The organism is Parabacteroides sp. APC149_11_2_Y6 (assembly GCF_054506995.1).
This window is the reverse complement of record NZ_CP173709.1, coordinates 1,688,550-1,712,563: the sequence shown is the minus strand read 5'-3', so window position 1 is coordinate 1,712,563 and position 24,014 is coordinate 1,688,550. Positions and strand designations below refer to the sequence as shown.

At 42.5% G+C, this 24,014-nt stretch carries 20 protein-coding genes; 16 read left to right on the top strand and 4 right to left on the bottom strand.

The window, feature by feature from the left end:
• Positions 1 to 20: 20 nt before the first annotated feature.
• Entirely contained in the window at positions 21 to 869 is an 849-nt protein-coding gene (locus ACGE0T_RS06825; protein WP_459189781.1) for a helix-turn-helix domain-containing protein, read from the bottom strand.
• 171 nt (positions 870 to 1,040) lie between these two features.
• Positions 1,041 to 2,090 (bottom strand): DUF2776 family protein, encoded by a 1,050-nt coding sequence (locus tag ACGE0T_RS06820; protein WP_459189780.1) that lies wholly within the window; start codon positions 2,088 to 2,090, stop codon positions 1,041 to 1,043.
• A gap of 236 nt (positions 2,091 to 2,326) precedes the next feature.
• Here ACGE0T_RS06820 and ACGE0T_RS06815 point away from each other — a divergent pair, with 236 nt between their 5' ends.
• From ACGE0T_RS06815 to ACGE0T_RS06740, 16 genes are all read left to right on the top strand, one after another.
• Positions 2,327 to 2,680 (top strand): hypothetical protein, encoded by a 354-nt coding sequence (locus ACGE0T_RS06815; protein WP_459189779.1) that lies wholly within the window; start codon positions 2,327 to 2,329, stop codon positions 2,678 to 2,680.
• Positions 2,681 to 2,825: 145 nt separating this feature from the next.
• Positions 2,826 to 3,266, top strand: coding sequence for a LapA family protein (locus tag ACGE0T_RS06810; RefSeq protein ID WP_459189778.1), 441 nt, complete (start codon positions 2,826 to 2,828; stop codon positions 3,264 to 3,266).
• Positions 3,267 to 3,272: 6 nt separating this feature from the next.
• Positions 3,273 to 4,487 (top strand): sodium ion-translocating decarboxylase subunit beta, encoded by a 1,215-nt coding sequence (locus ACGE0T_RS06805; RefSeq protein WP_459189777.1) that lies wholly within the window; start codon positions 3,273 to 3,275, stop codon positions 4,485 to 4,487.
• Between the two features lie 206 nt (positions 4,488 to 4,693).
• Positions 4,694 to 5,455 carry a CDGSH iron-sulfur domain-containing protein gene (locus ACGE0T_RS06800; protein WP_459189776.1) on the top strand — a complete coding sequence of 254 codons (762 nt, stop codon included), beginning with the start codon at positions 4,694 to 4,696 and terminating at the stop codon, positions 5,453 to 5,455.
• A 165-nt stretch (positions 5,456 to 5,620) separates the two neighbouring features.
• The gene (locus tag ACGE0T_RS06795) at positions 5,621 to 5,899 is read left to right on the top strand and encodes a DNA-binding protein (protein ID WP_459189775.1); all 279 of its coding nucleotides are present in this window, start codon (positions 5,621 to 5,623) and stop codon (positions 5,897 to 5,899) included.
• A 117-nt stretch (positions 5,900 to 6,016) separates the two neighbouring features.
• Entirely contained in the window at positions 6,017 to 7,132 is a 1,116-nt protein-coding gene (locus ACGE0T_RS06790) for a universal stress protein (protein ID WP_459189774.1), read from the top strand.
• A gap of 305 nt (positions 7,133 to 7,437) precedes the next feature.
• Positions 7,438 to 8,427, top strand: a complete 990-nt coding sequence (locus ACGE0T_RS06785) for an HmuY family protein (protein ID WP_459189773.1) — start codon at positions 7,438 to 7,440, stop codon at positions 8,425 to 8,427.
• A gap of 13 nt (positions 8,428 to 8,440) precedes the next feature.
• Positions 8,441 to 10,570, top strand: a complete 2,130-nt coding sequence (locus ACGE0T_RS06780) for a TonB-dependent receptor (RefSeq protein ID WP_459189772.1) — start codon at positions 8,441 to 8,443, stop codon at positions 10,568 to 10,570.
• Between the two features lie 24 nt (positions 10,571 to 10,594).
• On the top strand, positions 10,595 to 14,887 hold the full coding sequence (locus ACGE0T_RS06775; RefSeq protein WP_459189771.1) for a cobaltochelatase subunit CobN: 4,293 nt from the start codon (positions 10,595 to 10,597) through the stop codon (positions 14,885 to 14,887).
• A gap of 2 nt (positions 14,888 to 14,889) precedes the next feature.
• Positions 14,890 to 15,618 (top strand): hypothetical protein, encoded by a 729-nt coding sequence (locus ACGE0T_RS06770; protein ID WP_459189770.1) that lies wholly within the window; start codon positions 14,890 to 14,892, stop codon positions 15,616 to 15,618.
• A complete protein-coding gene (locus ACGE0T_RS06765) occupies positions 15,602 to 16,237 on the top strand; it encodes a MotA/TolQ/ExbB proton channel family protein (RefSeq protein WP_459189769.1) in 636 nt (211 codons plus the stop codon). The genes ACGE0T_RS06770 and ACGE0T_RS06765 overlap by 17 nt, the downstream gene beginning before the upstream one ends.
• The gene (locus tag ACGE0T_RS06760; protein ID WP_459189768.1) at positions 16,234 to 16,560 is read left to right on the top strand and encodes a DUF2149 domain-containing protein; all 327 of its coding nucleotides are present in this window, start codon (positions 16,234 to 16,236) and stop codon (positions 16,558 to 16,560) included. Before ACGE0T_RS06765 ends, ACGE0T_RS06760 begins: the two co-directional genes overlap by 4 nt.
• Before the next feature lie 313 nt (positions 16,561 to 16,873).
• A complete protein-coding gene (locus ACGE0T_RS06755) occupies positions 16,874 to 17,929 on the top strand; it encodes a fimbrial protein (RefSeq protein WP_459189767.1) in 1,056 nt (351 codons plus the stop codon).
• Positions 17,923 to 18,846, top strand: a complete 924-nt coding sequence (locus ACGE0T_RS06750) for a FimB/Mfa2 family fimbrial subunit (RefSeq protein ID WP_459189766.1) — start codon at positions 17,923 to 17,925, stop codon at positions 18,844 to 18,846. Before ACGE0T_RS06755 ends, ACGE0T_RS06750 begins: the two co-directional genes overlap by 7 nt.
• Positions 18,847 to 18,850: 4 nt before the next feature.
• Complete coding sequence (locus ACGE0T_RS06745) at positions 18,851 to 21,247, top strand: hypothetical protein (RefSeq protein ID WP_459189765.1); 2,397 nt, start codon at positions 18,851 to 18,853, stop codon at positions 21,245 to 21,247.
• Positions 21,248 to 21,348: 101 nt separating this feature from the next.
• On the top strand, positions 21,349 to 22,212 hold the full coding sequence (locus ACGE0T_RS06740; protein ID WP_459189764.1) for an AraC family transcriptional regulator: 864 nt from the start codon (positions 21,349 to 21,351) through the stop codon (positions 22,210 to 22,212).
• Between the two features lie 192 nt (positions 22,213 to 22,404).
• Here the strand turns inward: ACGE0T_RS06740 and ACGE0T_RS06735 are convergent, their stop codons facing one another.
• Together ACGE0T_RS06735 and ACGE0T_RS06730 are read right to left on the bottom strand one after the other, a co-directional pair.
• Complete coding sequence (locus ACGE0T_RS06735; protein ID WP_459189763.1) at positions 22,405 to 23,277, bottom strand: hypothetical protein; 873 nt, start codon at positions 23,275 to 23,277, stop codon at positions 22,405 to 22,407.
• A gap of 37 nt (positions 23,278 to 23,314) precedes the next feature.
• Positions 23,315 to 24,004 carry a phosphatase PAP2 family protein gene (locus ACGE0T_RS06730; RefSeq protein ID WP_459189762.1) on the bottom strand — a complete coding sequence of 230 codons (690 nt, stop codon included), beginning with the start codon at positions 24,002 to 24,004 and terminating at the stop codon, positions 23,315 to 23,317.
• Between the last annotated feature and the right edge of the window lie 10 nt (positions 24,005 to 24,014).

Sequence of the window (24,014 nt, the reverse complement as noted above, 5' to 3'; positions counted from 1 at the left end):
CCCTATAAATTTGTTTACCTTTACTTCGTATTTCGATATTCCAAAGGAGTCATACCTACATACCGCCTAAAATATTTATCAAAAAAGGATACATTATGGTAACCCAGATTTATTGCAATCTCTTTTATTGATGATGTGGTCGACCTCAACTGTACTTTCGCGTCGGATATAATAACTGTGGCAATAATGTCCCGAGGCGTCATTCCCGTCACCTTTTTAATCACAAAACAAAAATGAGGAAAAGAGATACGGAGTCGTGCTGTATAAAAAGAGACCTTATGCTCATGCGTATAATTCATCCAGACAAGTTGTATAAATTCATGTACAATCTCTTTTTCCCGGTTCATCACAGGCTCCTTCCAGGTGCTATACTTTTTATACATATTAATAACCCCTTTATACAATATATCCTGTACAGAACACATGCAATCCTCAAACAGGATGGAACCCGGTTCGTTCTGAGTCTTGGCAAGCAACTGAAAAAATATTCTGTACACATCTATAATATCATCCGATAAATGTATAACCGGATTCCTCGTAAGATTAAGTATGAGGCTCGATATTGTTTTAATATAATTGGTACCCTCCAAAAAACGGGATGAAAATGCGGCAAAGGAAACTTCTGCATCATCCGAGAGCTCGGATACATAAAAAAAAGTATTGGGTAATAAAGTTATAAAATCATTCGGTTGAATCGTAAACAACCCTAAATTGATTTTTATCCGGATAGTGCCTTTTGTACATAGGAAAAATCCCCCTGCCCTCATTTTACAAAGGATAAAACAATATTTAGTTAACTCCTCTTTGCCTGCTTTATCCCGTACAACGAAATCCTTTGAAATATCTAGTTTTATAAAGTCACTATCCATAATTATATAAGTTGAAGTAAAGATACTCCAAAGGGATATACGATACAGATAGTATAAATAACGGAATATCTTTTCTTAAAAACAGAGATGGCTCTTTTTGAACCATCCCATTCATAAAATCTTAGCTCGACAGCTATCGGATTCATTATTTATTAGATGCCGGTACAGCCTCTATTTAGAAGAGGTACCACTTTCCAGAATACTGACGATAGAGAATAATGTAAAACAAATTCCTCCTAATCCGGCTAAAACCCGTGCCGGTACAAAACTATATCCATGCAATGTGCCCATTTCAAAAATGAATGCCGACAAGAAAAGGCAAGTCAATGCAGTAAAGACCGGTATCAGTGGTATACGGTTTGCCAACTTGAATTCATGCCTCCATATTTTTGAAAGCAATATGACCTTACTGGAAATACTCAAACAGACCAGGCCCAATCCAATCATAATATAACCGGTAGAACCGATAGAGGGGTCGAGGCTTCCTGCTGCCAGGATTATTCCCCAAATAATACAGAGAGAACCCATGATTAAGACCAGTACCGGCCACAATGTCCGTTCTGAAGAAGAGTACAGGTTTTGTATCTGCCGGACAATCGTAACCACCAAAGCAATAAGGCTCGTACAAATACAGGCCAGACCAACCATCACATGACCCGCTACAAAATACATCGGATATATATTACCTTTCGATAAAAGGACAAAGGCCCATATCCAGGCAATTAAAGAAAAAAGAATTGCCAACCCTATTAATAGTGCGCCCTGCTCTTTGCTAAAAGCCTCGGATGGCATCACATGATCACTTTTCTTTGAATTGACTGTAATCATTGTGAAGCGGGTGGATGAAGTTGCCGTTGTTGCGACACATGCCGTAATTAAACCGACACCGCATATTACATGCCCTGCAACAAATGAAGTCGAGTTCACAGAACCATGTATCACTGATATGCCCCCTATTACCGTTAGGATTGCAGACAAGTAACCTACTGCAGGCAGTACATATTTACTAACAGAACCGAATGTACCGATCAGTTGCCTGATAATTGTTGCCGCAGTAGAAAAAAGAGCTATACAAATCATTCCTAAGGAAAATACTACCGGACCTGCAACCATCCGGTTCGGGTCTGTTCCGTAGGAGGTGACGAACCATCCGTATCCGAAACAAAACAACGCCATAAGCAATGGAATTGCCCTAAATAAAACACTAATACCGTAATTCATAAGTTTTTTGTTTAGATGTCCTATGAAACAGGGTTATATAATATATTGTTTATTTACATAGAATACCGTTTGTTCTTTTTAGCATGCATAAACATAGCATCACGGAGATTAAATAATGGTTATTTTTTTTAACCTAAAAACTTCCAACAGAAACTTTTTTATTCGGTAACTATTCATACCTTCGCCGCGTGATTAGAAAGATTTTATTCATAGTATCGTTGTGCTTCTTGTTTTTCTTGAATCAGAAAAGTAAAACTATTGAAGAATCCCATATTTTCTCCCAGCAGGAAATGATGGTAACGAACCATCTCCAACAGGAACCGAAGCAGGATACGTTAACGAATGAAGAATTTTCTTCCTCACAAAGCGTTGCTATTTTCACAAATTGCCGCCAACTCCAAACACAGGGCAGAGGCAGCGAGAGATTAATCAAAGAAACAGTAAAACAATTAACCCTATTCTATCAGAAAGGACAGGAAATACTGAATAAGACCTCAGAAATATTATCGATAAACCGCTCTTATGAATGTTCTTCACTTCGTATTCGTTCCGGACACTGGATATACGCTATACGAAAAATTGTTATTTAGCAATTCTTATCCCATTTTACTTTAGACCTCTTTATTTTTAAAACTGAAAAGAATTGTCAGTCTAACCCGATTGTATTCAAAACATTTATATAGTTGTGTTTTGTTATGTAATTATACTATCAGACAAATTTAAAATTATAAAATTATGTTAAGTCTACTTCTTTCTACATTGGAAATGATGGGGCTAACCTTCGCTATTGGCTTTTTTGTAGCCGGCGTGATCAAAATTATTGCAATCAGCGCAGATTCAATGGATTATTATCACTCCCATAACGAAGAAATGGCTCAGATTTCCAAAATAAACAAACTACGCGCAAAAATCGGAGAATTATTAGGGTTTAACGACGTGGAAGAAAATATTTCCCAGGAAGATGAACGGGAAGAATTCCGCCGTGGTATTAATACCGACATGTTAAAGAAAAAACAGGGAGGATACTATCATGGAGTTAGCCACGGCTCCTCACGGCTCAATCTGATGGACTACTATTATCCGCGTGATACGCACATGATGTATCTCCATAAGAAAGAACAATTTTTGAAGAAAAATAAAGAAGATAAAAATAATCCTTCTACAGAAAAGGAATGAATTTATATGGAAAATATTGATTTTTTTAGTTTGTTCCAAGGATTTGGAACAATGGCTGCCGGTGGATGGATACTGGCTACCACCCGTGTTTTTCTCATTTGCCTCGGAGGCTTGCTTGTATATTTAGGATGGAAAGGCGTACTCGAACCGATGGTTATGATACCGATGGGGTTAGGTATGCTTGCCATAAACTGCGGAACCCTGATTATGCCGGAAGGCGGATTGGGAAACCTGTTCCTCGACCCGATGCTTGAAGACACGGACGCTTTGATGACGACCATGCAGATAGATTTTCTACAGCCGGTCTACACACTCACATTCAGTAACGGATTGATTGCCTGCTTTGTTTTTATGGGAATCGGCACCCTGCTGGATGTAGGTTTCCTGCTTCAAAAACCTTTTGCCAGCCTTTTCCTTGCCTTATGTGCCGAACTGGGTACATTCCTGACTTTACCTATAGCCAGTGCATTGGGACTGACTCTGAATGAAAGCGCATCTGTTGCCATGGTAGGTGGAGCCGATGGACCGATGGTATTATTTACTTCTCTGGTTCTGGCAAAACATCTCTTTGTTCCGATTACAGTCGTCGCTTATTTATATTTAGGATTAACTTACGGCGGATATCCTTATCTGGTTAAACTTCTGATACCACAGCGCTTGCGTGCAATCAAAATGACATCTACCAAACCGCCTAAGAACTATGATGCAAAAGTAAAACTGGCATTCTCAGTGATCCTTTGTGCTGTGTTATGTTTCCTTTTCCCGGTAGCATCTCCCCTGTTCTTCTCTTTGTTTCTGGGTGTGGCTGTCCGCGAATCCGGAATGAAACATATTTATGATTTTGTAAGCGGCCCGTTATTATACGGTTCCACATTTATGTTAGGTCTGTTGCTGGGCGTACTTTGTGATGCCAAACTGTTGCTCGACCCGAAAATCCTGAAATTACTGGTATTAGGTGTTACAGCCTTGTTATTATCCGGTATCGGCGGTATTATGGGCGGTTACATCATGTATTTCATCAAGCGTGGAAACTATAACCCAGTTATCGGTATCGCTGCGGTAAGCTGTGTGCCGACAACGGCTAAAGTTGCCCAAAAGCTGGTAAGCAAAGAAAATCCGGACTCCTTTATTTTAGGAGACGCACTGGGCGCTAACATTTCAGGGGTTATCACCTCTGCTATTATTACGGGTATTTATATAACTATTATACCTTACCTCTAAAATACTACTTTTACCTTTCTCCGGAAATCAACCAAAACCATCCGGAGTACTTTTCATTCGAGCCTCGCCGGACTGTTGTTTGACGAGGCTCGAACTTTTTCAATTCCCTGGCAAATCGCTCTTAAACAACAGATAAACAAGAATTATCCGTGAACTAATAAAGAACAGGATTTGTTTACTTAATAACAATCTTAAACATAATCATCATGGCTAAAAACGAACAAAAACTGACAGAAGTAGGGTCAACTCCGGCCCCCGATACCTTTTATATCAAAATTACTCCCGACGGTCCGTATCTTGTTTATGGCAACCCTCCCATCGACCAGGAAATCATAGTTCCTAACAAAGAAGGCTCTTCCTGGGTTTACCGCAAAGGAACTTCGTTCGACAACTCCGCCAACCCGGTAGCACTCTGCCGTTGCGGATGTTCGAATCATAAACCCTTTTGCGACGGTTCGCATGTTCATGTCGATTGGGAACCTAAGGAAACAAGCAGCAAACGCCCCCTGCTGGAAAAAGCCGAAGAAATAGAAGGACCTGCCCTATTGCTTGCCGATAACGAAAAGTATTGTGCATTCGCCCGTTTCTGCGACGCGTATGGCCGTGTATGGAATATTGTGGAAAGAGCCCGCACCGAAGAGGAAAAAGAACTTGTCAGACATGAGGTAGGACACTGTCCGTCCGGTCGGCTGGTTGTATGGGACAAACAAACGGATAAAGTATTCGAACCTCCTTTCAAACCGTCTATCGGCCTTATAGAAGATCCGGGAATCAAAGTAAGCGGACCAATCTGGGTAAAAGGCGGCATACGGATCGAAAGTGCGGACGGAAAAAGTTATGAAATCAGAAACAGAGTTACTTTATGCCGCTGCGGTCAGTCCTCCAATAAACCGTTCTGCGACGGTACACATGCATCGATGCATTTCCATGATAATCTGCCGATAGAGAAAAAAGAGGAAGAATGGTAAAAGGATTTTACGGGTTTACTGAAAATGAATATGTTAAAATTACATGCCGTAAAGCATATTTGCATTTTACTTTATTTTCCGGAAATAATTTGTTCCTGTAATTTTTAATACCTAAGTTAGTGCCATTAAAACAAACAAAATATTAACCTTCAAAATAATGAAGCCATGGCAAAGACTATTACATTCAATGAACTTCGTAGACTGAAAGACAGTCTGCCTGACGGAAGTACCCACCGTATTGCTGATGAATTAGGACTGACTGTTGAAACAGTACGTAATTATTTCGGTGGGTATAATTATAAAGATGGAAAAAGTTGTGGGATACATATAGAACCAGGACCAGACGGTGGTTTGGTTGTATTAGACGACACTACTATACTTGACCGTGCTTTACAGATATTGGCAGAGAAAAATCCTGTATCTGAAGAAGCACAGCAAGCGTAAAGAAATTCAACATTACAGGAAAATCCCATAGCTAAAATTAAATAGTTGCTGTGGGATTTTTTGTTTTAATCAACTTATTGGTATTTCCGATTGTTTCATTAATAAAAACACACGCATATGGAAGATAAATTAGTAACGTTAGCGATTCACACGTTCGAGAAAGCTCAAATTCTCAAAACATTACTTGAAACAGAAGGAATTGAGGTATACATACATAATGTAAACCAAATCCAGCCGGTTGTTTCGGCAGGAGTACGTGTGCGTATTAAAGAAAGTGATCTGCCTCACGCATTGCGTATCATAGAAGACAGCAAATGGTTCAGTGAGGAAAAAGAAGAAGAGGAAGACAAGAGCAACCAGATTAAGAAAGTCCTTATTCCGGTAGACTTCTCCGACTACTCAATCAAAGCATGCGAACTCGGTATCAATCATGCACATAAGATTGGCGCCGAAGTAATGATTATGCATGCCTATTTCAGTCCCTATTTCCCATCCGCCATTCCAATGGGTGATACCCTGACTTACCAGATTGGTGAAGAAGAAACCGTACAGAATATATTGAAACGGGTTCATGTGGATATGGAAAATATCTGTACCCATATCAACCGGAAAATGAAATCCGGCGAACTGCCTAAAGTAAAATACAATTACGTTCTTCGTGAAGGATTGCCTGAAGAAGAAATTATTGCTTACAGCAAGGAATATCACCCTACCCTGATAGTCATGGGTACCCGCGGTAAAAGCCAGAAGGATATGGACCTGATTGGTAGTGTAACGGGTGAAGTAATTGAAGTAAATAAGGTTCCGATTCTTGCCATTCCCGAAAATGTTCCGTTCGGAGATTTAGGCGAAGCTAAAAACATTGCATTTGCCACCTCTTTCAACCAGCGTGATTTAGTGGCCTTCGATGAATTTATGGAAATCATCAAACCGTACAATTTCCATATTCACCTGTTCAATATCTCTACAAGCCGTAATGAATGGAACGAAATCCGCTTAACCGGGGTAAACGAATATTTCAAAAAACAATATCCGGATGCAAACATTACCCATACCGTATTGGCTGATGGCGATCTATTGCTGGCAATCGAGAAGTTTGTAAGAGATAATCAGATTGAAATTATTGCATTAAGCACCTATCGCAGGAATATATTGGCAAGAATGTTCAACCCGAGCATTGCACGAAAGATGTTATTCCACACCGATACCCCATTGTTGGTAATGCACGCCTGAAAAAGGATGAAAAAATAAAGAATAAGATTTAAATCTTAGTATAAAGGGAATTGTCTTTTTTCAGACAGTTCCCTTTTTTATTATAAAGCGGAATTTAATTTATTAGACGCGGATTAAGAAATATAAGGCTACTACAACATAACGGCAAGCCGAAACCTATTCATCTTATTTTTTTTAATTATGATATACCTATTTTAAGGTATTCACGGCTTTATTTTACTCAATTATCGGTATTTCAGACATTCTACAAAACCCGGAACTTTGCAACTGAATAAAAATAACTATATTTTAATATCAAACGCAAAATGAAAAAAGTTCTTTATTTAACAGCTGTTTTATTTACAGGTGCTTTGACACTAGTGTCCTGTGATAAAAATAATAACGAAGGGGAAGGTCCTCTGAATGAGGATGTAAAAACGGCAACCGTAAATTCCAAAGCCTATGACAAATGGATTTATTTCAAATTTTCAGACGGTTCCACTGTAGAACATGAGATTGAACCGATTGGCGGAACATACAATGGAAAGCTTGACTATTCGCTCACACTTCCCTCAGGCGGAACGAATGAAGGTTCCAGCGATAACCAAAAATTAGAAATCAGCCGTATAGATAAGAATACGGTAAAAATAATCCTGAAAGATTTCAAAAGCGGAAATCAATCAATGGGCAATATTGAAACAGAAGCGACTGTCTCCGTTGAAAAAAGCAAATGGACATTAAAAGCAGAAAATAAGACAGTAGGTAGCTATACCATTTCCTGTACCGGAACTATTGAAGCCGATTCGAATATCGACTTGCAGATGAGTATTGTGGTAAAAGCAATGCAGGCTATGGGAATGGGGCCTATCGAAGCGACCTACAAAGGAACGATGGAACAGTCGGCCAACGTAGATGAAAGCACTTTCGACTGGGATATAGCTTTCCACAGCTATGATAAAAAGACAAACGGCGGTTCCGTATTGGCAACTACAGAAAAAGAAATATCCAACGTAACTACAATCCCGACAGGCGATTATATACAAGACATAAAGAGTGACAGCTTAATCGTGGACATGGGCGGCATGATGGACGATAAGATCGGCATCGGATATGCACGCGGTTCCGTCAACGAAGTGCTAAGCGCAGCTACTTTGCGTGACCTGAGCAATATGCCGCCACTTTACTCCAAGACAGACCTTGTCTACATCGTTAAAACCAAATCCGGCGAATATGCTAAAATCAAATTCACCGATTATATGGATGAGGAAGGAAACAAGGGTGTCTTTACGTTCAACTATGTATATCCTGTAAAATAAAATTCAATCTTATATGAAAATAGCATTATTGGTGTTAGCTTCAACACTGATATTTAGTAACCTGTCGGCGAATGAACCTCCCCGGCAGGTTCTTGGTTCTGTTACCGATGAAAAGGGAGAAACACTTCCTTACGCTAATATTCTGATTAAAGGGACAACGTATGGAGTGGCTACAGATACAAACGGGAAGTATAAACTAATCATTCCCCGTCCGGGAAAATACTCCATCATTGTAAAATATGCCGGCTTCGTTCCCTTTGAGCAAAGTTTCTATCTGCATCAGGATACGACCATCAACTTCAAGCTGAAAGAAGATGCTTTGAACCTGAATGAAGTAACCGTGACGGCCACTCGTACTCCCAAACTATTAAAAGACGCACCGGTTATTACCCGCGTCATTACAACAGAGGATATACAGCGTATCAATGCTGTTACCGTTCAGGATTTGCTGGAAACCGAATTACCGGGGCTGGAATTTACCCGCGAAATGGACGGGCAGACTTCTATCCACCTCCAGGGTATGAGCGGCAAATATATCCTGTTCCTGATAGATGGAGAACGTATGGCGGGCGAAACGCTGAATAATGTGGATTATAACCGCCTGAATGCTTCCGAAATAGAACGTATCGAAATCGTAAAAGGTACAGCTTCCGCCCTGTATGGTTCCAATGCAATCGGAGGAGTTGTAAATATCATCACAAAAAATGCGGATAAACCGTATAGCGTGAATGTTTATGGCAATTACGGAAGTAAAAATGAACAGCGCTACGGAGCAACAATCGGACTGAAAAAACAAAACATCAGCAGTTTGACCTCCGTAAATTACAAAAACAAAGATACCTACCTGCTGACCGATACGACAGGCAAATCCTCTCCGGTAAACGGTGGGCACGACTATAATGTGAACGAGAAACTAACCTGGACTGTCAATAAAAAAATAACACTGACAGGAAAAGGAGGATTCTATTTCCGGGATGTAGACAATTACGAAGAAAATGTAAAAGACCGCTACCGTAACTTTAACGGAAGCCTCCGGATGAATTATAACATATCCGAGAAGCAGAACCTGGATGTTTCTTACCTGTTCGACCGGTATAACAAGTACGACCGGTACATCAAAAAAGATATGGATACGCTTAACTACCGGAATACACAGCAGACAGCACGGGCACAATACACCCACTCTTTCACCGAAGGGAGTACGCTGATCGGAGGTGCCGAATTTTTCAGGGACGAGTTGATGTCATACCAGTTCAGTGGAGATACCTACTCGACCAACGACTACATTCTGTACGCACAGCACGACTATAATATAACAAAAAAATTCAATGTTGTATACGGCTTACGTATGGACTGTTACTCTTCGTTCGGAGCACATTTCAGTCCGAGTGCATCGCTTATGTATAAGCTGAAACCTTTTACCCTGCGTGCTTCATACTCCCGCGGTTTCCGTGCTCCTTCCCTGAAAGAGATGTATACGAACTGGGACATGGGAGGATTGGGATGGTTCCGCATCATTGGTAATCCTGACCTGAAACCGGAGCTTAGCAATAATTTCAGCGTTTCTGCGGAATATACCCGCAACCGTGTAAATATATCCGTAATAGGTTATTACAACGACATCCACCGGAAAATAACAACGGTATATAACTCTACGGATAAAACAGCCGTATATACCAATGTGGATAATTCCGGAATCGGAGGTTTGGATGCGAATATTGCAGTAAAATGCCCGTATGGTTTCACGGTAAAAACAGCTTATGCCTATGTACATGAGAACCTGAAACAAAACGGATTGAATGTAAGTTCTACCCGTCCCCATTCCGCCACTGTCGGCGTCAACTACGAACTTTCACGTAAAAACTACAATCTGAATGTAGCCCTGAACGGACGTTTCCTAAGCAAACTGGATACTTACGAAGCCAACGATACACAGGGCAGCAGCTATAGCTTTGTCCATTATCCGGGATATCAGATGTGGAAAATAGTCCTTTCCCAACGCATATACAAAGCATATATGCTCCAGTTGAGTGTCGACAATATCTTCAACTACCAACCGAAGGTGTATGCAGCCAATTCCCCTATTTCTCCGGGAACGACTTTTATGGCCGGGATATCCATCGACATTGACGAAATATTTTAAATGATAAAAAATTAGCGATATAATATGAGAAAGAAAATTTTATTAGGAGGTACACTTCTCCTTCTTATCATCATCTGGATCATCTGGAACGGAGTGGCCGGGACGACCAAGGTCGCGCTGGTCAACTTCCCTAACTATCAGGTGGCCCGCATGAGTAAATCTTTAGACAACAATTTTATCAAGCTGGAACAAGTGGGCCTTGATGATTTCAACAAACTGGGAGACTACGATGCCATATTGGTTTTCGCCATGGGTATCCGTATGACGGATGAACACCGTGCGCTGCTGGAACAGCTTAAAGAAAAGAATATTCCTATCATCTCGACAGCGGCAACCGACCCGATGAACAAGATATGCAGTCTCGATTCCCTACAGGAGAAAAAGACAGGAGATTATCTGTCGAACGGAGGTTCGGTTAACTACCGCAGCCTGTTCAACTATATCCGGAAAGACCTGACCGGTAAGAAATTCTTCACAGGAGAAATTAAAGAACCTGTAGAAATCAGTTCCGACGTGCTGTTTCATCTGGACGACGAACAAATATTCGAAACCGTAGATGCTTTTGAAAAGTATTATAAGGAAAAAGGCTTCTATAAGAAAGGCGCCCCCAAAGTAGCCCTGATGGTCGGGATGGCTGGTCCGTTCGATACGAACAAAGACCATCTGGACTCCCTGATATGCAGTCTGGAACAACGGAATATGAATGTATACCCGATTTCGTCATTTGCCAAACGCCTTGAAATATTACAGGAAATACATCCGGCAGCCGTTATCTATATGCCTCACGGACGCTTGTTGATGGGACAAGGCGAAAAAGCTGTGGAATGGTTGAAGCAGGAAAATATCCCGATGTTCTGCCCCATCACAATCAATGATACATACGATAACTGGATGGCCGACAAGAAAGGCATGTCGGGCGGTTTTATGAGCCAGAGCATCGTAACTCCTGAATTGGACGGAGGATTTGCCCCGTTTGCCCTGAATGCACAATTCATCGACGAAGACGGACTGTATCTGTTCAAAAACATTCCGGGCAGGCTGGAACAATTCAGCAATACGGTAGCCAATTACCTGAAACTCCAGACCTTGCCAAATAAGGATAAAAAGATAGCCATCTACTACTACAAAGGACCGGGCAAAAATGCGCTGACCGCTGCCGGACTGGAAGTGACCCCGTCTCTTTACAATTTCCTGAAAAGGTTGAAAGCGGAAGGATACGATGTCTCCAACCTGCCGGATAGCGAAGCGAAATTTGAGAAAATGCTGATGGAACAAGGTCCCGTTTTCAACCATTATGCCGAAGGCAACATAAAGAAATACCTTGAATCCGGTTATCCGGCATGGGTTGCCGAACCGGCATATTATGGCTGGCTGGAAGATATACTGACACCTGCCATGCTGGATACGCTGACGAAGCGCCACGGGAATCATTTGGGAGACTTTTACACGAAAGAAGAAAACGGTATCAATGAAATAGCTGTTACCCGTATCGATTTAGGTAATGTGGTATTACTTCCCCAGCCCACACAAGGTACGGGTGAAAACTCTTTTGCCGCCGTACATGGTTCCAACGAAGTTCCCCCTCACCATTATATTGCATCTTATTTATGGACACAAAAAGATTTCCAGGCTGATGCCCTGATACATTTCGGAACACACGGTAGCCTGGAATTTATTCCCGGCAAACAAGTGGCGCTTTCTTCTGAGGACTGGACAGACCGCCTGGTCGGTTCGTTTCCCCACTTCTACCTCTATACTATCAGTGACGTAGGTGAAGCATTGATTGCCAAACGACGCAGTTATGCGGTAACTATCAGCCATCTGACTCCCCCGTTTATGGAAACCGGATTGAGAAGTGAAGTCAACGGTTTATTAAATGATATCAAACGCTATCTGGCTACCGATATCCGCGATGAAGCGCTAAACCTCAAAATCAAGAATCAAACCATTCACATGGGCTTGCACCGCGACCTGCAACTGGACAGTATCCGCACGGTAGCCTATTCCGACGAAGCCATCGAGAAAATAGAGAACTTCGCCGAAGAGCTTTGTAGCGAAAAGATTACAGGGGGTGTCTATACACTGGGTGTTCCTTATGAAGAAAGCAAAATCACATCTTCCGTCAAGCTGATGTGCACGGAGCCGATTGCCTTCAGCCTTGCCAACCTCGATAAAGTACAACATAAAGTAACACAAAAAGAGATTGAGAGCCAGGCATTCTTCAACGAACGCTACCGTACAAAAGCACAAGCTGCCGTGAAGCGTGTAATAGAAAATCCGTCTCTCGCCAACGACCCTTCGCTGCTGGCAAGCCTCGGCGTTTCGAACGAAACGGTAGCGAAAGCGGAGAGAATAAAGAAAGCATCCGAACCCAAAATGAACCGGATGATGGCTGCCATGATGCAAAAAATGCAGAAAGACGCTAAAGAAGGAAAGAAACCTGCCATCAAAGGGCATGGACATCCTGCCGGTATTCCAAAGACTGGCAAGATGCCGGATGCTGTAAAAAAGATGCTTGAAAAAGATGCACAGCAAGTCAAGGATACAACCACCCGGAAGAAACCTGCCGACGGAATGAGCGGCGCTTCCCAACAGATGGATAGTGTCAGCAAGGAAGATATCGTGTTTGCCGATGCAGTCCTGAATATCCGTCAGGCCATCCAAAATGTAAATACTTACCGCGACTACTTACGCAACAGTCCGAAATCCGAGCTGGATGCTTTTGTTAACGCATTGAATGGTCACTATGTAGCGCCGACTCCCGGAGGAGACGTGATTGCCGACCCGAATGTATTGCCGACAGGACGCAATTTATACGGTATCAACGCGGAAGCTACTCCCACGCCTGCCGCCTGGGAGAAAGGAAAAGAACTGGCAAACAGTTTGCTGGCTGCACATGCCAAGGCACATGGAGGCAAAACACCCCAGAAGGTCAGCTTTACACTCTGGTCCGGCAGCTTCATCGAAAGTGAAGGTGCTACCATTGCACAAATCCTGTACCTGCTGGGGGTTGAACCGGTACGCGACCAGTTCAACCGTGTATTGGATATCCGTTTGATTGATGTGAAAGAGTTAGGACGCCCGCGTGTAGATGTCGTCATACAGACTTCCGGCCAGTTCCGTGATGTTGCCGCCTCCCGCCTTACGCTGATACAAAAAGCGGTGGATATGGCTGCCAGTGCGGAAGATAACGGCGACAACTTCGTTGCCAAAGGAAGAAATGATGCGGAACGCCTTCTTTTGGATAAGGGATTCAGCCCTAAAGAAGCCCGCGAGTATGCCACCCAGAGAGTCTTCGGAGGTGCCAACGGTATGTACGGAACAGGCATCACTGCGATGGTGGAAAGCGGCGACCGGTGGGAAAACGAATCTGAAATAGCCAATGTGTACCTGAATAACATGGGTGCCGTATATGGCAATGACAAAGATTTCGGCAATTTCAAGGCAGGCATTTTTGAAGCGGCTCTACAGAATACGGAAGCGGTTGTACAACCCCGCCAAAGTAATACGTGGGGTGCACTAAGCCTCGACCATGTGTATGAGTTTATGGGAGGTATCAGCCTTACCGTACGCAACCTGACAGGAAACGACCCGGATGCTTATTTCAACGACCTCCGTAACCGGCATAAAGCCCGCTTGCAGGATTTGACTACAGCTATCGGAGTGGAAACCCGCTCTACCCTCTTCAACCCGGCCTATATGAAGGAACAGGTAAAAGAAGGTGCTTCCGCAGCCAATGCCATGATGGAAACCATACGTAATACCTACGGTTGGAACGTAATGAAACCGAAAGCTATCGACAACGAAATCTGGAACCAGTATTACGACATCTTTGTAAATGATAAACTGAACGTAGGTATCCAATCTTTCTTTGAAAAGGAAAATCCGGCAGCTTTGCAAGAAGTTACGGCTGTCATGATGGAAACGGCACGCAAAGGATACTGGAAAGCAAGCCCCGAACAATTGAAAGGACTGGCCGAACTGCATAGCGAACTGGTTAAGAAATATGATGCAGGATGCAGTGGCTTTGTTTGCGACAATGGCAAACTTCAATCGTTTATTGCACAGCAAATGCCACAGGAACAAGCAAAAGCATACCAAAGCAAAATAGAAACGGCACGCAATGAAACCGTAGCCGGCGACGATAAAAGCGTCGTCCTGAAGAAAGATAAAAGCATGAAAATGAATGAAACGGAAAAACCGAACCAGTTAACATCATTCACACGGACGCTCATCAGTTTCTGCCTGGTTATCATACTGTTCCTGCTGGTATTCTTTATTCGGAAAAAGAATCAAAAAAATAAAAAGAGAAAATAGCGATGGAATATATTCTGCTTCTACTTTCACTTTTCGCAGTTCTGAAAAGCCTGTTTATGACAAGCCTGCTACCCAACCGTTGGTACAGGCTTGCCTTCAGTCTCCTGCTTGGCGTATTCGTACTGCTTTGCCATCCCTACGCGATGGAAGTCAATAAACTGGAACTGCAACGTATATTGTCCACGCAATCGGCTATGATGAACATCTCACTGTTTGTAATGGTCGACATGCTCCTCTCCTGCTACTTTTGTATTGCCCGGTTCAAAGACAGGGACGAAAATAAAGCATTTGCCTGGTATACGGTTTTTTTCAGGTATATGCCGTCATTGCTGGTCTTCCCTGCTCTGTACTACATTCATATCAGCTTGTTCTTCAATCTGACGGGGGTCGATTTCTTCCGGACAAGTGCCGGACTGGCAATCGGGGTGGTCTTACTTTTCGGAGGCGCTTCTTTCTTTATGCGCAAACTGATTGCAGAAAAGGATTTATTAATCGAACTGATTGTGCTGCTGACATTTTTTGTCTGTATGCTGGTTATCTGCTGTACGATCTTTCATCCGTCTGCAACTGTCTACAACCATGCAACACCGGTCGACTGGATAGGGTGTGCCGGGACACTGGCTGTCCTGTTTGCCATCTTTATTGCAGGATATATATGGACACTGGTTGTCCGTCATTATAAACGTATTAAAAATTCAAAACATTCATATCATCATGGAACAAGTATCTAATCTTTTATTTTGGATTTCAAGCGGGTTGCTCGTACCTGTTATTGTAGGACTGCTTTTCTTTTTTGCTAAAAGCATTATTATGCTGGGCAGCTTCGTAAACCAATATATCCAACGGGCCAAACAAGACAAACAACTACGCCTGCGTATGGCAGGGCTGGATGCATCTTCCATTCGTAATTTCTCGGAAGAATTGAATGACGAACCGGACAACCTGTTTAACAATACGGCACGTTCAATCCTTTCCGTATCGAGTACAGCTACTGCCAACCGCATCCTTTCCGAATATGAAATAATAGCCGATGCCGAATTGGGTAAATACAAAGTGTTGGTTAAGTTCGGACCGATTTTAGGATTGATGGGGACGCTGATTCCGATGGGCCCGGCTTTGGCCGGATTGTCTACCGGTGACATTTCTTCCATGGCGTACAACATGCAGGTGGCATTTGCCACAACAGTGCTCGGCCTATTTTCCGGTGCTGTGGGTTTCATCCTACTGCAAGTAAAGCAACGCTGGTTCACATCCGACCTCGTTTATCTGGATTTCCTGTCGGAACTGCAGAAAGAGAGAGCATTTACTGTCCAGACAAAATTAACAACTACTAAAGCCGTAAACGAATGAGCCGTCGAAGAATATTAAATACCCCTGAAGACCATGACCCGGTAGCTATGTTATCGAATCTGTTCGACGTAGCCATGGTTTTCGCCGTCGCTTTAATGGTCGCCCTCGTATCCAAATTCAACATGACGGAAATCTTCTCACAGGAAGATTACACCATGGTAAAGAACCCGGGCAAAGAAAATATGGAAATCATTACGAAAGAAGGACAAAACATCACGAAATACAAACCGTCCGAAAACCAGGAAAAGTCCGGAAAGAAAGGGAAAAAGGTGGGTATCGCCTATGAATTGGAAAACGGGGAAATCATCTATGTTCCGGAATAATCCGAAGCGACCCGGCTTATAAATATTAAAAGAGACTATCTAAATTGGAGGATTGATTCACTTCATATTTATTAGATAGCCTCTTTTTGTTATTTAATAAAATACCTTAAAGAATATATCTGCATATTTTCCCCATTCGTTACGTTTTTTGCCTTTAACAAAACCTAATCAACTGAGAATAAATCACTTTTACTATTTGATTGAAATATATAATATAACGCCATTTTTATATAAGAAACAAGCACTTCCGGCACTGTAAATTTGTACACATAAAATCATAATAACGAATTGTTACATTTCAACCAAATTAAAAATGAGAACAAAAAGTAATTTAATCACCGGACTATTTACATTGGCTCTGTTTGTAGCCTGTAATAATGATGAAATGAATGAAAAAAGTAATGGCGAAAAAGCCTCTGTCTCCATTACCCTAAGAGGCGAAAGCCTATCTTCAAAAGCAACCGGAAGTACTTCCGATACAGAAACAGACGAACGCAAGATTGTCAACTATAAAGTATACGTGTTCAATTATAACAGTGGCGTACTGGAAAAAGAGGCAGACGGTATTGTCAGCAATGGTGCAGCAGGATCGACATTGGTAGACGGGCTGAATACAGCCGGAACAAAACGGATCGTTATCGTAGCCAATCTTCCAGTCGGATTCCCTACAATCAGTAACTACTCCGATTTCCAAACTGCCACCTTCGATCTTAGTCTGCAAAACCCGGATAACCGGGCAACAACCGGATTAGTCATGAGCGGCGAGTCTACGGAACTGACGCTGACAAGCGGAGCTCCTGTTCCGATAACAGTCGGCATCAGACGTATAGTGGCAAAAATCGAACTCGGCTCGGTCACAATCGCTCCTGAAAGCGGACACACCGACCCGTTTATCCTGATGCATGTAAGCATTCAAAAAGCAAAGTCAAAAGCAAATATAGGCCCTGTAACCATTATTTCCGAAGGACCATTCTACGGAGGTTCCAATGGGACTGAAAGCATAGTACCCACCCCCAATTATTTGCAGGATGAGATATCTACCGACCAACCGAATGGCAGTCCCAAAGTATTTGACAATTTCTTCTATGTATTTCCCAATCAGGAAACAGGCTCCGAAACATTATTGACAATAACCGGAACCTACAAAGGAAATGTCACCCACTTCCCGTTCCGTATTAATAATGCGATTACCGGCAGTGCAGACGGGACACTTATCAAACGCAACACCCGCTATATCCTGAATGTCACCTTGAAAAAACTAGGTAGTGGAACAACCGACCCGGATGGTCCGGGCGATCCGGCAGCTATCGATGTTACGGTTACTACAGAAGGTTGGGAAGGTCCGTTGGTACAGGATGTGGAATGGTAAAATCAACAGTCGGAAGCTTTATTCCACTATTGATAATCCTATTGCAGATAAGTTGTATTCGCGAAGGACTGCAGGAATGTGAAGATGAATATTCTATTACAATCAAAGTCGTTGATGCAGTTACCGGGAAAGATATCACAGCGTCCGGGGAAGTAAGCCATACCAAACTGTTCATCTTCAATGAACATGAACAGTTCCTCTACACAATCAGCATGGATTCCCTTCAGATCAGGCAAAAGATACCAGTTTCAATCAAATTGGAAAAAAACAGCCATAATTGGATATCTGTTTGGGGGAATCTGGGCGGGAATCAGCAAGTTACCGAGATTACTTCCTCGAACACTCTTGATAATTCGACAGTTTCCATTATTTCCGAAAATAATGAGAACATCTACAAAGGAATGGACGACCTCTTTTTCGGTATTCTGCCGGTCATGAAAGACCCGTATAACGGAACAGAAAACAGAGAAATTGTCATTTCCAGAAAGAATGCCCGGATATATATTACCGCCCGCGGACTCCCCTCCTTTTACAACGCTGAAAATTATTACTTCGTGATCCGTCTTAATAATAGCGGATACGACTTCAGAGGAACACCTGTCCCGCATGTAATAGAAATTAAACAAAGTGGCATTACGCTCGAAAATAACGATTTTGTGTCTCCGCCGGTTTTCAACCTGATTCATACAAACGATAAAATGGAAGATTACGTAATGGTATATCTTTACAGAAAAGAGACAGGCAGCAGAAGCGGAGCTGATATACTGATAGCTAGTGTAAATTCTGATTTAAACGGAAATCCTATTGTTCTTCCGTCCGGACAGACAACCAACTTGCTAATCGACTTACGTCAGGCAGTAAGTGTATATGTCAAAACGAGTCCCTGGGATAAAATAGAACAATGGGTTGAATGGTAATAAAATGAACACAAGAAATCAAGCTTTTAATCGAATCACAGGCAAGTTGCTTTTTTTATTCGTATCCAGCCTGTCAGTCCTGTCCTGTTCCGACCCGTCACTTATTAGCGACGGGAACAGCAAACAGGTAGAAGACCGGATCGCTGTCCGGCTGAGTATCAATATGCCTGCCGCCCGAAAGCAAGAGACTAAAAGTCTGAATACGGAAGAACGAATAGAGGAAATACGTATACTGGTCTTTTCGAAGACGTCTGCCGATTCCGAATACCGGTTTCTATACAGTGTGGAAGGAACCCATATAAGCCGTCCAGACAGCTATACGACCATCTTCTCAGCTATGCTCAAATCCTCAGATAATCCGATTAAACTGATACTGATAGCCAATGCCAACCAAACAGTAGCAGAAAGGCATCCATCTGCAGGCGACACAGAAGCCCAAATAAAAAAAAAGCTTATCCGTGAATCAGGCAAGGGAGATGGCAATCCCGAACAGATCACAGGCAGCCTGCCTATGTATGGCGAATATGTATTGCCCGGACTTGAAGCTGGGAAAGTCAACGATAACATCTATATAAAGATGTTGCGCTCCGTTGCCAGAGCCGATGTCTATAATTATGATGCAACCGGAAAGTTTACCCTACAAAGCATACAAATATTCCGGCCGTATAACCAGTTACAACTTATACCTAATCAAATAACCTCCAATAACACAGGAGGTCCCAAAGTTGACATCCCTTCTCTTCCCGACCAGGCAAGTTTCTATCCGGCAGACTTCCCTATGCCTCAACAAAATGTGGCAAACGAAAGTACTGCCATCGAACAGATATACCTTCCGGAAGCTCCGGCACCAGCAACCGACAGGCAAATCAGTGATGCGACCTGTCTTGTAGCAGGAGGTATTTACAATGATGGCATTTATCCCTCTAAAAAGGTATACTACCGGATAGACTTCAATCCTTCAGGGCAACCTTTCGGACAAATCTTACGGAACCACCGTTATCTGTTCGCCATACAAAAAGTATCGGCTGCCGGCTGGGATACTCCGTTAGAAGCGGCTCAAAATGCATCTTTCGGGATGGTAGCCACTGTCGAATCCTGGGAGGAATATACAACCGACATGCATTTCGACGGGGAACATCATTATGGAGTATCCAGCCGGCATGTCAGGTTGCAATACAGGGAAAATTCGCAAGGACTTATTCTTATCGATACTGATTTAACCGGCGAACGGCTGCAATGGGTAGATATGGAAGGGCATCCGATCAACACAGACGAACCGTCCCCTTCTTTATCGAGCGAGCGGTTTGATGTTTCATTTATTGAAGTTCCCGATGCAAACAATAAAATACAGAAACAACTCAAGTTCAGCGCGAGGCAGGCTAACAACAGCTATTCCGATTATTCCGAATATCTGATGATACATGTCAACCGGTGGAAAATAATGATTACGATTACCCAATCCGCCAATCGCAACCGGAACGAAATCATCCGTGTATTGAGTTCCGATGAAATCGGAGGCCTGCATCACAGCAGTGCAAAAGCGATGCGGGCAATACTCGATAAGCATTTCGGACCGGGAAAGACCATCCAGATCGGAGGTATCGAATATACTTCCGTAGTTCCAGGCATAACGATCAAAGATGCACTGACCTATGATAAGCTGGCGCAACAGGATATTGTTGTTTTAGCCAACAATACCCGTCCGGATTCCATTACTGCACGCCGCATATTGGACTGGCTCGGAGCCCGTAACAACCGGGTCCTTATTCTTGGATTCGACTGGAAAGACCCTGGCATTACCGACAGTTACAGCAGCCGGCATCCCGAATATGCCACGACTACCAATTATCAGATCTTGAAACTATTGCGGGACGATGTCACACCTTACTGGTATAACGGAGGGACAAACACGTCAATAGGCGACACTGGTCCGGTACGCGAAGATATGATCGCTTCATTTGCCGTCAATGCCGACAATAGTTATTTCTTCCGGACAGGTCCCTTCACGGCCTTACAGAATATAGAAATTACAAGTTGCGGATATTGGCTGGAAGATGTATGGTGGGGACGTATGGAAGTGCATAGCCCGGATATTGTACCACTCATCGTATTTAAGGACGTGGTAAGAGACGATGGCTCCGGTCGTCCCCCTCTTTATACCCCAAATCCGGAAGGCGATGGACGTATGATACTGGGGATAGATAAGAAAAAACGAATCGTTTATGTCGGTGATTCGCAGTTTTTCGGTATAGGTTCCGGTAATGAGTTGAAAAAAAGTTCGCGTATTGACAACTCTAACGGAGATCTGACAAATAATTATTCCTTAATCATGGCAAATCTATGGGCTTGGATGATTGAGGAAATTGTCCTGGGGAATAGGTTATTCATTCCTTCACAATGAACTGATCTGCCACACACGCAATCAGTTAACACACTTTAATATTAACAAAGGTCTAATATTTTTGTTTTATTCTATAACAAAGCATAAAGTAACTATCGATTATGGGAATTCTTTATAAAAATGAACATCTTGCATGTAACAATTTTTGCCAATCCACAAAACGCTCTTTTCAGATTTTCCTTCTACAATCCGGGCTAAAACATAATGAAATTGATACTCCCCAATCAATCCTTCTTTTCATCCTTGAAGGAGAAATTGAACTCAGTACGGATACAGTCTATAACCGAATCCTGCACAAAAATGAAATTGTGTTGATACCGGCAGGCAGTAACTATTCCATCGAAGTGAAAAAAGACAGCCGTATAACCTCTTGCTGTTTCAGCAATGACATCAAATTATGCAACCGTATTCATCTCGAATCATTATCCGAATATAAAAAAGAATCGGTTTACAACTATAGCACTTTAAGAATCCAGAAAGAAATACATCTATTTCTCTCTTTACTCAATAATTACCTGGAAGACGACATCGGATGCAAACATTTGCAAGAGCTCAAACTTCAGGAACTCTTTATTTTGTTCAGAGCCTATTACACAAAAGAGCAACTGGTCAATTTCTTCTATCCTATTTTAAGTCAGGATACAGACTTCAGCCATTTTATCCTCTCAAACTACCGGTCGGTAATGAACGTAGAGGAGTTTGCCAAAATGGCGAATATCAGTCTTTCGACTTTCAACCGTAAATTCAAAAAACATTTTAACGAATCGGCTTACCAATGGATGCTGAGGCGCAAAACGGAAAGAGTCCTGGACGATATTCAGAACACAAACAAAACCTTCCTGACAATTTCACTTGACTGGAATTTCTCTTCACAGGCCCACCTGACCAAATTTACCAAGCAGCAATGCGGTTTGTCCCCTTCGCAAATCCGGGAACAAGCCACACACAGCATTACTTCGGATTAATATGAAATATCGTTGCAACAGGTGTTATTTCCGGGTTGCTCAATTCAAAATCCTGAGTTGCCCGACTCACAAGTCTGAGTTGCTCAACTCGCAAACTTGAGTTGCCCGACTCAGAAAACCAAGTAGCCCAACTCAAATCTGTGAGTTGGGCTACTTCTTGATATATAGTTCCTTTTCTACCTTATAGACACCTTATTTCCTGTGCTTCCAGAACAGAACAACCGACAGAACGACAAATGCAACAAGCATGACCGTCATCTCCATCCAATAATGGGACGGCTCCACCCAGATTTCTTTCAGCATATCCCATCTTCCCATGATTTCCACAAATGTCCAGAATATAATCACAGTAGGAATAGCATAACGGATAGCATATCCCAGTTTCTTTATCTTCAATAATTTAACAAACAAATAAATAGACCAGGCGAGCGAACCGAATGCTATAATGGATGTTACCGGATGATGATCGCCAAAGAACCGTTCATCGTAAACAAAGAGAAGTACGATATAACAAGTCCACATGATGATATTCATTTCCATAAATGTAGTCATCGCATGGTTGCGCACAACCGGTTGAAGACGGCTTACCTGTTGTTCATCCAGAACTGCCTTCTTTGCCGTTCCATAATGCAACTTATCCTGTATCCAGGTAAACAAAACGCAATTCGATTTGATGCTGAAAATATAAAACAACATGATAATCGCCCAGAAACCGACCGACGAAGGCATGATTAAATATTCCGGCTTGGTAACGATTTCCCCATTTTCAATGAGAGGCTGAACCCCGTAACGGTTTGCATAATACACATAAGCAAATTCAACCCATCCGGTCCAAACGAGCATTCCGCCGAATAACCCGGCAAAAGTAGCGGTTATTTCTTTCTTGGAATAAATGCCCAAAACAAGCAAACCCACCCCTATCACGCCCAATAAAAGGGCTGCCAGATAAAGCAGGTTATGTCCCAGTATTTTTTCCATCAGAATCATGGCAGCATGTCCTAACGGCATCATAAAAAGTACGATGATAAAAGACAGGATTCCTGTCCACGGAGATGTGAGTTTCATATTTGTGTAGGTTTGTTTGTCAGGTTTCTTATTCCGTTTACTTCAGGAAACAGGAAACCAATGGTACATTAAATACAATAACTATCAGCGTCATTACCCAGATTCCATAGACAATCAGATTTCCCCGCAGTACCGAATAAGGAGATTTACTCAAATCCGCACCGGGAACCAGCCTTCCTCTGGCGTAACGGTAAACCAGATAAACAATATATCCGAAAATAAGCCCGGAAATCGCTCCCGGAACAATATCCGAGATAAAATGTACGCCCAGATAAATACGCGTATAAGACATCAGAACCGCCCAAAGAAAGACAGTCCAGGTGAACAACTTATTCTTCATTATACAGGAAAGCAGAAGGGCAACACCAAAAGAGTTGGCTGCATGTCCGGATATAAACCCGTATAACCCGCCTCGATAGTCGAACACCACTTTTACCTGTTCCATAAAGTCAGGATGATGGGTCGGACGGAAACGCATAAAATAAGGTTTACACAAATGGGATGTAAACTGGTCGCACAATAATACAACCAAACCGATAGCCAGTAAAACCAGTACCGATTCTCTCCAATTCTTTTTATAGATAAGTACGACGAGTATAAAAGCAATCAACGGCAGCCAGATAAATTTTCCCGTGTACAACCACATAAAGCGGTCCAGGAAAGCACTATCGCTGCCGTTAAGCGCTAAGAACAAATCGCGTTCATAAGTCAATATTCTTTCTACCATAATAGGGTTA

What these genes read in the sequence shown, in the direction of transcription:
- ACGE0T_RS06810 (WP_459189778.1), top strand. Translation starts at nt 2,826, where the DNA reads ATGTTAAGTCTACTTCTTTCTACATTGGAAATGATGGGGCTAACCTTC.
- ACGE0T_RS06730 (WP_459189762.1), bottom strand. Translation starts at nt 24,004, where the DNA reads ATGGTAGAAAGAATATTGACTTATGAACGCGATTTGTTCTTAGCGCTT.
- ACGE0T_RS06770 (WP_459189770.1), top strand. Translation starts at nt 14,890, where the DNA reads ATGGAATATATTCTGCTTCTACTTTCACTTTTCGCAGTTCTGAAAAGC.
- ACGE0T_RS06825 (WP_459189781.1), bottom strand. Translation starts at nt 869, where the DNA reads ATGGATAGTGACTTTATAAAACTAGATATTTCAAAGGATTTCGTTGTA.
- ACGE0T_RS06820 (WP_459189780.1), bottom strand. Translation starts at nt 2,090, where the DNA reads ATGAATTACGGTATTAGTGTTTTATTTAGGGCAATTCCATTGCTTATG.
- ACGE0T_RS06745 (WP_459189765.1), top strand. Translation starts at nt 18,851, where the DNA reads ATGAACACAAGAAATCAAGCTTTTAATCGAATCACAGGCAAGTTGCTT.
- ACGE0T_RS06790 (WP_459189774.1), top strand. Translation starts at nt 6,017, where the DNA reads ATGGAAGATAAATTAGTAACGTTAGCGATTCACACGTTCGAGAAAGCT.
- ACGE0T_RS06800 (WP_459189776.1), top strand. Translation starts at nt 4,694, where the DNA reads ATGGCTAAAAACGAACAAAAACTGACAGAAGTAGGGTCAACTCCGGCC.
- ACGE0T_RS06775 (WP_459189771.1), top strand. Translation starts at nt 10,595, where the DNA reads ATGAGAAAGAAAATTTTATTAGGAGGTACACTTCTCCTTCTTATCATC.
- ACGE0T_RS06795 (WP_459189775.1), top strand. Translation starts at nt 5,621, where the DNA reads ATGGCAAAGACTATTACATTCAATGAACTTCGTAGACTGAAAGACAGT.
- ACGE0T_RS06740 (WP_459189764.1), top strand. Translation starts at nt 21,349, where the DNA reads ATGGGAATTCTTTATAAAAATGAACATCTTGCATGTAACAATTTTTGC.
- ACGE0T_RS06785 (WP_459189773.1), top strand. Translation starts at nt 7,438, where the DNA reads ATGAAAAAAGTTCTTTATTTAACAGCTGTTTTATTTACAGGTGCTTTG.
- ACGE0T_RS06765 (WP_459189769.1), top strand. Translation starts at nt 15,602, where the DNA reads ATGGAACAAGTATCTAATCTTTTATTTTGGATTTCAAGCGGGTTGCTC.
- ACGE0T_RS06750 (WP_459189766.1), top strand. Translation starts at nt 17,923, where the DNA reads ATGGTAAAATCAACAGTCGGAAGCTTTATTCCACTATTGATAATCCTA.
- ACGE0T_RS06735 (WP_459189763.1), bottom strand. Translation starts at nt 23,277, where the DNA reads ATGAAACTCACATCTCCGTGGACAGGAATCCTGTCTTTTATCATCGTA.
- ACGE0T_RS06755 (WP_459189767.1), top strand. Translation starts at nt 16,874, where the DNA reads ATGAGAACAAAAAGTAATTTAATCACCGGACTATTTACATTGGCTCTG.
- ACGE0T_RS06805 (WP_459189777.1), top strand. Translation starts at nt 3,273, where the DNA reads ATGGAAAATATTGATTTTTTTAGTTTGTTCCAAGGATTTGGAACAATG.
- ACGE0T_RS06760 (WP_459189768.1), top strand. Translation starts at nt 16,234, where the DNA reads ATGAGCCGTCGAAGAATATTAAATACCCCTGAAGACCATGACCCGGTA.
- ACGE0T_RS06780 (WP_459189772.1), top strand. Translation starts at nt 8,441, where the DNA reads ATGAAAATAGCATTATTGGTGTTAGCTTCAACACTGATATTTAGTAAC.